This window comes from Schlesneria sp. (genome assembly GCF_036405755.1).
Lineage (GTDB): Bacteria > Planctomycetota > Planctomycetia > Planctomycetales > Planctomycetaceae > Schlesneria > Schlesneria sphaerica.
This window is the reverse complement of sequence record NZ_DASWWZ010000716.1, coordinates 1-8,209: the sequence shown is the minus strand read 5'-3', so window position 1 is coordinate 8,209 and position 8,209 is coordinate 1. Positions and strand designations below refer to the sequence as shown.

At 56.6% G+C, this 8,209-nt stretch carries 6 protein-coding genes; 1 reads left to right on the top strand and 5 read right to left on the bottom strand.

The features are described 5' to 3' along the window. The 5 genes from VGE80_RS23515 to VGE80_RS23495 all read right to left on the bottom strand — a co-directional run. Positions 1 to 859 (bottom strand): twin-arginine translocation signal domain-containing protein (locus VGE80_RS23515; protein ID WP_440594350.1); only part of this gene is annotated, 859 nt, incomplete at its 3' end. Positions 860 to 948: 89 nt separating this feature from the next. Then, the gene (locus VGE80_RS23510; protein WP_440594349.1) at positions 949 to 3,912 is read right to left on the bottom strand and encodes a PQQ-dependent sugar dehydrogenase; all 2,964 of its coding nucleotides are present in this window, start codon (positions 3,910 to 3,912) and stop codon (positions 949 to 951) included. Positions 3,913 to 4,106: 194 nt separating this feature from the next. Further along, the gene (locus VGE80_RS23505; protein WP_440594348.1) at positions 4,107 to 5,255 is read right to left on the bottom strand and encodes a PKD domain-containing protein; all 1,149 of its coding nucleotides are present in this window, start codon (positions 5,253 to 5,255) and stop codon (positions 4,107 to 4,109) included. Between the two features lie 279 nt (positions 5,256 to 5,534). Beyond that, on the bottom strand, positions 5,535 to 5,945 hold the full coding sequence (locus tag VGE80_RS23500; RefSeq protein WP_440594347.1) for a hypothetical protein: 411 nt from the start codon (positions 5,943 to 5,945) through the stop codon (positions 5,535 to 5,537). 93 nt (positions 5,946 to 6,038) lie between these two features. Beyond that, the gene (locus VGE80_RS23495; protein WP_373649554.1) at positions 6,039 to 6,197 is read right to left on the bottom strand and encodes a hypothetical protein; all 159 of its coding nucleotides are present in this window, start codon (positions 6,195 to 6,197) and stop codon (positions 6,039 to 6,041) included. A gap of 397 nt (positions 6,198 to 6,594) precedes the next feature. Between VGE80_RS23495 and VGE80_RS23490 the strand changes: the two genes are divergently transcribed. Next, positions 6,595 to 8,209 (top strand): serine/threonine protein kinase (locus VGE80_RS23490; RefSeq protein WP_440594346.1); only part of this gene is annotated, 1,615 nt, incomplete at its 3' end.

The window sequence follows — 8,209 nt, the reverse complement described above, 5'->3', positions numbered from 1 at the left end:
CCTCGGGGCTGGCTGCCACAAGAGCCAGAGCGGCGTGGAAGATTTCCGACGAGACGCGCCCATCATCAATGGCCTTCCACATGGCGTCCCCTTGCAGGAACTGCACCCATTCCACCCCCTTCTCTGCACCCCGACGACGTTCCACCAGGCACTGAAATACTTCCAGTGCGTGTGCGGCGTAGATATCCAGCCCGGAATAGCCGATCGCCACTGCCGCTTCGATGTCACTCCCCATCGGCAGATTCAGTTCAGGGTCGCGGTATGTCACGACGAGCGACGACCCGGCCATGAAGGGGACTTTCAGTTCCTGAGCCCGGTCGTACATCCATTTGGCATCCTCCCATTGGGGACCCAGGTGCTTGTCATTAAAGACAGGAACCACGCGACCATATTTACGGAAGGTGTCAGTAATCTCACTGAAAAATCGGCGACGCGGATACAGATGCTGTTCCTTGTCGTTATAGGGATAGTCGCCGTGTTCGCCGACGCTGATCACACCATCAACCGGAATACGGTTTCCGCCGACCGTGACCGCCCCTTCGATGGTATCGAACAGCGGAACGTTGTACTTCTCGGCCAGCCCGCGCGCCAGATCACCGAGGCCGTACTGGTCGACGTACATCGAAGCCAGTTTCAGAGCCGGTCCGGTCCCCCCGTCCTGCTTCCACCCTTCCATGATCTTTCCGATCAGGACGTCGGCGTGCAGGCCTTTCTCGTACCGGGTCACAACGGCAGCAACCGACTTGGGAGCAACCGAATCCGCTCCCTGAAGCGACATTGGCAGTGTCAGGCAACCCCCTGCTGCTGCCGCGGCCCCCTTCAACAAGTCACGTCGAGAAATCACTGTTGGTGGATTCAATGTTGAACCTTTCACGTTGCTGTTTCTACCTGGGGGGAAGCTTGTCGAAGCGTTAATCATGATTTTACGACCCGTGGAATAACGTCACTTTATTTCAATGACCCAAGGTATTCCAACAAGTCTGCAACCTGCTGCGCCGTCATGTCACGCAGCAGCAGATCCGGCATCAGCGACTGCTGCTGTGGAACAAGCTGTTCAACATCGGCCACCGGAAGGCGAATCTCTTGATCCTGTGCGTCCTTGAGCACCACTTCGCGATCATCGCGACTAATCAAAAGCCCCGTCACGAGCCGCCCGTCGGCTGTCTCTGCCAGGTACGTCACATACTTGGGATCGATCCGCTTGGAAGGTTCCATGAGACTCTCGAGCAGTTGCTCGCGACTATGCTTCTTCCCAATCGTGGTCAGTTCGGGCCCAATCTCTTTGCCCATCTTTTCGATTCGGTGGCAGTTCTTGCAGTTGACGCTAGCCGTCTCGAAAAACAGTTGTCGACCGCGATGGACGTCACCGGTGAGCGACAAAATCTGACGCGGCTCAATGACACTTCCTAACCGTTTCACCCGTTGATCAGGACTCACGAAACGTTCGAATAGGTCTCGCACGCTGGCATCCGGATGCATTGTGCCGCGTTCAATCACGAGCGGGGTCAATTCTCGGGGAAGTTCGTGTCGATCGAACGCGTTCAGCAGCATTAACGTTCCACCCGTGGTCGACAGCAATTGATCGACCAGGGCCGTTTCCCTGGTGGCGGTACTCGACTGACGCAGTCGATTGATCGCCTCGCTGTCGTCTTGTTTCTGCTTCAGCGCGGCTTCGTGTCCTGTTTGATCAGGGGCGAGGTCGGGTGAGAGTTGTTCGATCCAGTCATGGATCAACTGGATCCCGGCGCGATCCGGCTCGGAGGAACCGATGTAAGGCATGCGCCCCCCGCCGAGTTTCGACATCCGATAATACAAGACCGAGCGATAAGGGTTCCCGGGGGCAATGACCTGGGCCCCATGAATCCCGAATGTTCCTTGCGTCGGCCGGACACCAAGCATGTTGGTCTTGTCGAGCGTCAAGTCGTAATGCATTTGAGACAGGACCGCTCCGCCGGCATGCATCCGGTGGCAATGAGCGCAATTGACCTGCAAATAAGCCCGCGCCCGCGAATCCAAGCCCGCGTTCACATCGTACGGATTCGCCAGTTCGGGTTGTCCTTCGCTGGGAATCGTACGATCCAGAATGCCGATCGCCGCCAGCGTCTGCAGTTGTGAACTGGGACTGCGATCTCGATCTGCCTTATTCAGTTGAGGGATGTCAAAAGCGAGAGGGGGACCTGACCATCTGTTATGACAGCGCTGACATTCCGCACGACCAGCGAACCGCCAGGTTTGCTGTCGAGTCGTCCCCTCTTCACTGTCGTTGGCCCCCTTCGAATCGACGATTGTGAAGACGCGTTCCGCCCCGGCGGCAGCCACCAGGGTGGCATCCGTCTGTTCGTCGTTCCACTGGTAGGTGTAGGGCATCCATTCGATCCCATCAAAATGCAGGAGCTGCGTTTCGATCGCCTTGCGACTCGAAGGATCGCCTGACTTCAGTTCCAGAGACAGCGTTTTGACGAGAACCGTATTCAGGGGGTATGTCCACGGGGTCGTTGTCGTGGTTACGGCAAGCTGATCGGGGATGGCAATCCATCGTTCAGCAGTCGCGTAGTCAGCCCAAGACTCGGCATTGATCGAGTAAGCGACGACGCCCGATGCGACCTTTCCTTCCTTCACTGATGTAAACAGCCCTGTCTCTTTGAGTGAGCGGGGAAATGATTTTGAGAGGTCTTCCTGCGGATTGGGAACCAGTCGGTGAATTGTCCCGGCGGTGTGATCCAGGATATAGAATTCGCCGGAGTGGTCTTCTCCAAACCCGACGACACGGTGAGTCGTGTCGGCCAGCTCGCGATGATCCACGACCCGCCCGTTCTCATACCGAAAGCCCCAGAACTTCCCGGTGTCGTAGTCACTGTAGATATGAACCCCTTGCAGCTCTTTCAGCCGCGAGCCGTAGTAGGTCAAGCCTTCGGTAATCGACGAAGATTCATTGTGCGAGTGATCGATGACGGGGGGCAGGAACGGCGAGGGTCCGCGGGGCCATTCGGGATGCGTAGACTGACGCCCTTCCATCACTGCCCAGCCGTAGTTGCCACCCCGTTCAATCCGGAAGAGCATCTCCCACAATTCCCACCCGACGTCTCCGACCCACAGGTCTCCCGTCTTTTGATCGAAGCTCATCCGCCAAGGGTTGCGCAGTCCATAGCACCAGACTTCTCCGCGAGCATTGGGCTGTCCCACAAAAGGGTTATCAGCAGGAATGCGATAGTTCCGCCCCTCGTCGGCATGGTCGACATCAATCCGCAGGATGGACGAAAGCAGGTCGCTGATATCCTGACCCGTTTTGAAAATGTCAGGAGGATTGGCGGGACCCGCATCTCCCGTCGAAATGTAGAGGTACCCATCAGGTCCAAACTTGAGACAACAGCCGTTATGTCCGCCAGAACGCCAGGTAATCAGCGGGGTTTCGGTGGAAACATCAATCGTCGGAGGATTCGTATCCGAGACCTGAAAGCGTGAGACGTGGGTTCCCTCGGGCAGATCGGGTGCTTCCAGGTAACAGATGTAACAGTAGCGATTCCGTTTGAAATCAGGATGAAACGCCAGAGCATAGCTATCCCTGACACCGGGAATCTGTGCGGCCAGATCCACGACCAGATCCGCTTTGCTGACATCAGGTTGATCGACGAACGAAAAGATCTTCCCCGATTGCTCGACAACGAACAGTCGGTCGGTTCCTGGCGCGGCAACCAGATCGAGCACGTTATTGAATTTCAGTGCCGGAAACGCCCGCTCGGTCACATAGGGCAAAGGTGGTTCGGGCGAGCCCACGACGCGCGAGGTCGTCAACGCCGGTCTCTGTTGGGGACGGGGTGAATCCTCCCGAGCGGACAGCGGATTCAGCAGGACCATGGCGATGATGGCCAGACTGCTCGAGACAACGCATCTTCGAAATTGATTCGTCACCATGAGGACTGCGATTCCTTCGATCTAAAAATCCGGTCGAACGTGTGGGCCATATCAGGAAACAGTCGTGACTGAGGACTGCGGCGGAGGGGGCTTTGAGGGTCTCAGTTCCAAATTCTGATCAGCAGAATCAAAACGTCGCCGGTCTGCCAGGGATTGTTGATCGAGCGGCGATGTTCTGCACGGGGTGCACGGTTTCAGGGGAGTGTCACGTCCCAGATCCTGGTCCGTTTACCTTTGCCTTCGGGACCTTCCACTTTCAGCGTGACGATGAACTCGCCAGGTTCCTTGTACCGATGCTGGGGGTGTTGCTCACGGGAATGACTTCCATCACCAAAGTCCCAGTACCAGGAGGTGACTTTGCCGACAGAACGGTCGTGGAAAGCAACGAGCCTTTCGACCGGATCGACAACTTGAAATGACCAGTCGACCTCCAGCGGCTTTCGGATCGTTTTTTCGAGGGGCATCAGTCGAAATGCAACCAGGTCGGAAGCATCGCCGTACATGGTCGTTTTATGCGACAGATTCCAGAATCCGCGGTACTGAGCCGCGTTGACATCATCGTAATCGAGGATGGCCCACGACATGCCGATGATGGAATCTTCCACCAACCGGGAAGGAATGGCTCGTGCAGGATCTTTCGGAGCGTAGTCGAAGGGTGTGACGAAGAACTCGAGGACCAGCTTACCACCTTCGCCCGGCTTGAAGTTGTACTGATCAGCCGCGTTGGCATACGGAAGGTCTTTAATCCACGGCTGCCCTCCCCAGACCATGCACCAGTCCTTCCCTTCCGCAGGTGTGAAGATGTGATAGTTCTGGGCATGGACGCCGTGAAACTGAAAGTGAGTCTCCAGCTTCTCTCGCAACGTCACGTCGGGATGCATCTGCCGAATGAAGGGCCCCCCCGAACGGTCGGCATCAATCACGACTTCAAAGATGTCATTGTGCAGATCATCGTGGGAGAAGTCCCAGTAGTTGTCGGTCGCTTCGTAGAGAAAATAGAGCTGGTTCAGCCCTTTGACCCAGCCCACTTTCACCGTGACATCGAGATCGGTCGGATCATGTTGATCGATGCCTTTCACCGTTTCGCGAAGCTGATCTGTCCCAATGGCGTAGTCCGCAGGGACAATCGACCAGTCTTCAGACGAACCATCAATTCGAGGTATCTTGTTTGCAGGAAACTGAAAGATTTTGAACTCGACGTCAGGTCGCTCGAGGCCCCGCTTTCCCGCAGACGGCTCCTCATCGGCAGCCTGCAGGAGGGTCGTCGATTCAGGGCCAGACCAGAGGGCGAAGGCCGATAACATCAGCACGAAGAGCATGCTGGGCTTGTGTATTTTCTGCATCGGGACGACTCGCTCTTTCCAGAGAGATCGAAAGGGTTCTGCATCGAGTTCGTTCACCTCGCCACCGTCTCACGAGGGAGGCTTTGACTCTAGCGTGCCCGGCAGTTGATTCCCATAGAACGGGTCGGCGGGTTTGGGGAGGACGCACTGCTCCTTTCCAGTGGAAACGAACAGGCAGTAGGACAAAGTGAGTAAGTCTCCATCCTCAGCGCGCAGAGACGTTATCGTTGCAGACGAAAGGGGCGATGGAATCACGCGTCGTCGAGTCGTGGCGATTCGCTAAGTATGCGAAGAGGTCTGCTGAAGAAGCAGCTTCTGAAGCTCGTGGCCCGAACAGGTCCCGCAGGCGGCTACCAGTGGAGCCAGATTTAAGGTCGCCACAGACAGGGTGAACTTCTGCACGGTGTCACCCAGTTCGGGACCAGGACGGAGTCCGGCAAACTCACCGACACAAAAGCCGCATACGAACCAGAACAGACAGAAACCAAAGTGCCGGCGGACGGTCACTCCGCAGATGACGCCAATGAGTGTGGCGAAAACCACAGCCTGCACGGCAGAGGCGAACGTCAGCTCACTGACGAATTGCCAGGACATGATCTCTCCGCTCACCAGACCCAGCAGCGCCGCTGTCGTGGCCAGCAGCCCATCAGCAAACGAGAAATCGGAGTGGCTCCACGCACGGTTGCTCATCTGGATGATCCTCACAAGTGGGCGGCGACCGGCGCAACCTGTGGCATCGGCCAGCGGGCTGCTCGATCGCTCGCCACTTTGAACTCTTCGTAGTCAGTCCCGGTCGGAACTTCTCCGACCTGTTTTTTGAGGATGCTTCACCATGTCGAGCGTCGCCTTTTTGGCTTTTTGAACGGCGGTCGGCGAGTCATTCGATGACGAGGCGGTACTTTTCTTCGACGCTTCAGTGGACTTCTTGGATTGATTACCCATGATCACGCTCCTTAGTGAAAGTCGTTTTCCGTGGCCCTTGGGGATCTGTCGCAGATCATGTGCCGCGAGTGCGAGACCGGGAACGCGCCACGATCGATGACCGGCGGCACCTCTCCTGCTCTCGAGGTTTCCATTACAAAGCGGCATTAATAAAACGTTGAGATTCAAGAAGTCGCATCAGTCCCCAAGGAATCGCCTTCGTCCCCTCCGACACCGACGCTGATGTGGTCGACCTGAAATTAGCTTCCATTCGATTAGAAATTGTCTTTTGATTCACTGAACATCCAGTACACTCTCTGGATTTAAGAGAGGCGATCAATCGACGGTTGTTTCAGAGGCAGTTTGCAGCGTGACCACCTCAGCAGGACCAGGCCACCTCGATCAGAATGAACGGTGCTTGCAGGAGAATCCTGTTGAAGCGTCAGATTCCACTCTACACACGGGGAACCAGGCAGGCTTAACGCCCCTCAAGCGTGGCTCGAAGAAGACGCGTCTGCATCTTCAGCATTCCCAAGCGGGAGCGATTGTCTTTGCGGCTGTGAATATCACAGATCTTGCGGAAAGAGAAAAGTTCATCGAAGCCGCCTGCCATCACGATGCGGAGCTCAGGATCGAAATCGAGCGCGTGTTCCACAATCACTTCGCCCCCGATAGTCCCTTCTTCACAGCGCAGACCGCGCTCCTGGATGCCGAAGAACCACCGACGGGTGAAGTTCCTCCCCGGCAGCCGCAAGAGTTTGTCGGCCCTTACCAGTTGCTGATGGAAATTGGTGAAGGGGGCATGGGGAAGGTATTTCTTGCAGAGCAGTTCGTCCCCATTCGGCGTCGCGTCGCCCTGAAGATGATCAAGCCCGGGATGAATTCTTCCGAGGTCATCGGGCGGTTTGACGTCGAACGGCAGGCACTGGCCCAAATGGAACACCCTTTCATCGCCATGGTGCTGGATGCTGGAGTCAGCCAGAGCGGTACGCCCTACTTCGTCATGGAGTACGTTCAGGGACTTCAGATTACAGAATACTGTGACGTGCAGAAGCTCTCGCTCTCGGACCGGGTTCGGCTCTTCATTGACGTCTGCCATGGAATCAAGCACGCCCATCAGAAGGGGATCATCCACCGGGATCTCAAGTCTTCGAATGTTCTCGTGACGTCGCTTGATGGTTGCCCCGTTCCCAAGATCATCGACTTTGGAATCGCCAAAGCGGTCAGTCAGGCGCAGTTAAGCCGGTCAGTTCACACATCAATTTCTCAGGTCGTCGGGACCGCACTCTATATGAGTCCCGAGCAAGCGCGTATCAGTCCGGATATCGATACGCGTAGTGATGTCTATTCATTGGGAGTGCTGCTTTACGAATTGCTTACTGGTTCACTGCCCGTCGGCAAGGAGATATTGGCGTTGTACGGCGAAGAGGAAGTCCGGCGAATCGTCCGTGAAGAAGATCCTCCTCTGCCGAGCAACCGGCTGGCGTCGCTTGCCCTTGAAACGTGCGCGAGAATCGCGGCGAACCGTGGCCTGACCCCTCAGGCCTTGCGCCACTCTTTGCAGGGTGACCTCGACAATATCGTCATGAAGGCCCTCGAAAAGGAACCGGACCAGCGGTACGAATCCGCCAGCAGCCTCGCCGAGGACTTGCATCGTTACCTGAAGCACGAGCCCGTTCTTGCCTCGCCTCCTTCACGTCTCTACCGCGCAAGGAAGTTCTTCCGGCGCAAGCGGGGAGCCATCCTGACGACTGCTGCCGTAACGCTCTCCCTGTTCCTCGGATTGGGAATCGCCGCCTGGCAGGCCATCCGCGCCAACTTTAATGCCGATCAATTCATCGCCCAAGAAGCACTTACCGCGAAGCAGTCCCGGCTGACGCGCGAACAACGTCTGCGTGCGGAAGTCGCAGAAGCAGAGCACCGCAAGGTCTTCGAACGAGCGCAGGAACTCGTCTATGCCAGTTCGGTCAGTTTAGCCTCGCGCCATCTGCAGACGGGCGATAGCGAACAAGCCAATCGACTGCTGGAAGCCT

Bases quoted from the DNA above. Each gene is read 5' to 3' on its own strand.
- VGE80_RS23510 (WP_440594349.1), bottom strand. From the start codon at position 3,912: ATGGTGACGAATCAATTTCGAAGATGCGTTGTCTCGAGCAGTCTGGCC.
- VGE80_RS23505 (WP_440594348.1), bottom strand. From the start codon at position 5,255: ATGCAGAAAATACACAAGCCCAGCATGCTCTTCGTGCTGATGTTATCG.
- VGE80_RS23500 (WP_440594347.1), bottom strand. From the start codon at position 5,945: ATGAGCAACCGTGCGTGGAGCCACTCCGATTTCTCGTTTGCTGATGGG.
- VGE80_RS23495 (WP_373649554.1), bottom strand. From the start codon at position 6,197: ATGGGTAATCAATCCAAGAAGTCCACTGAAGCGTCGAAGAAAAGTACC.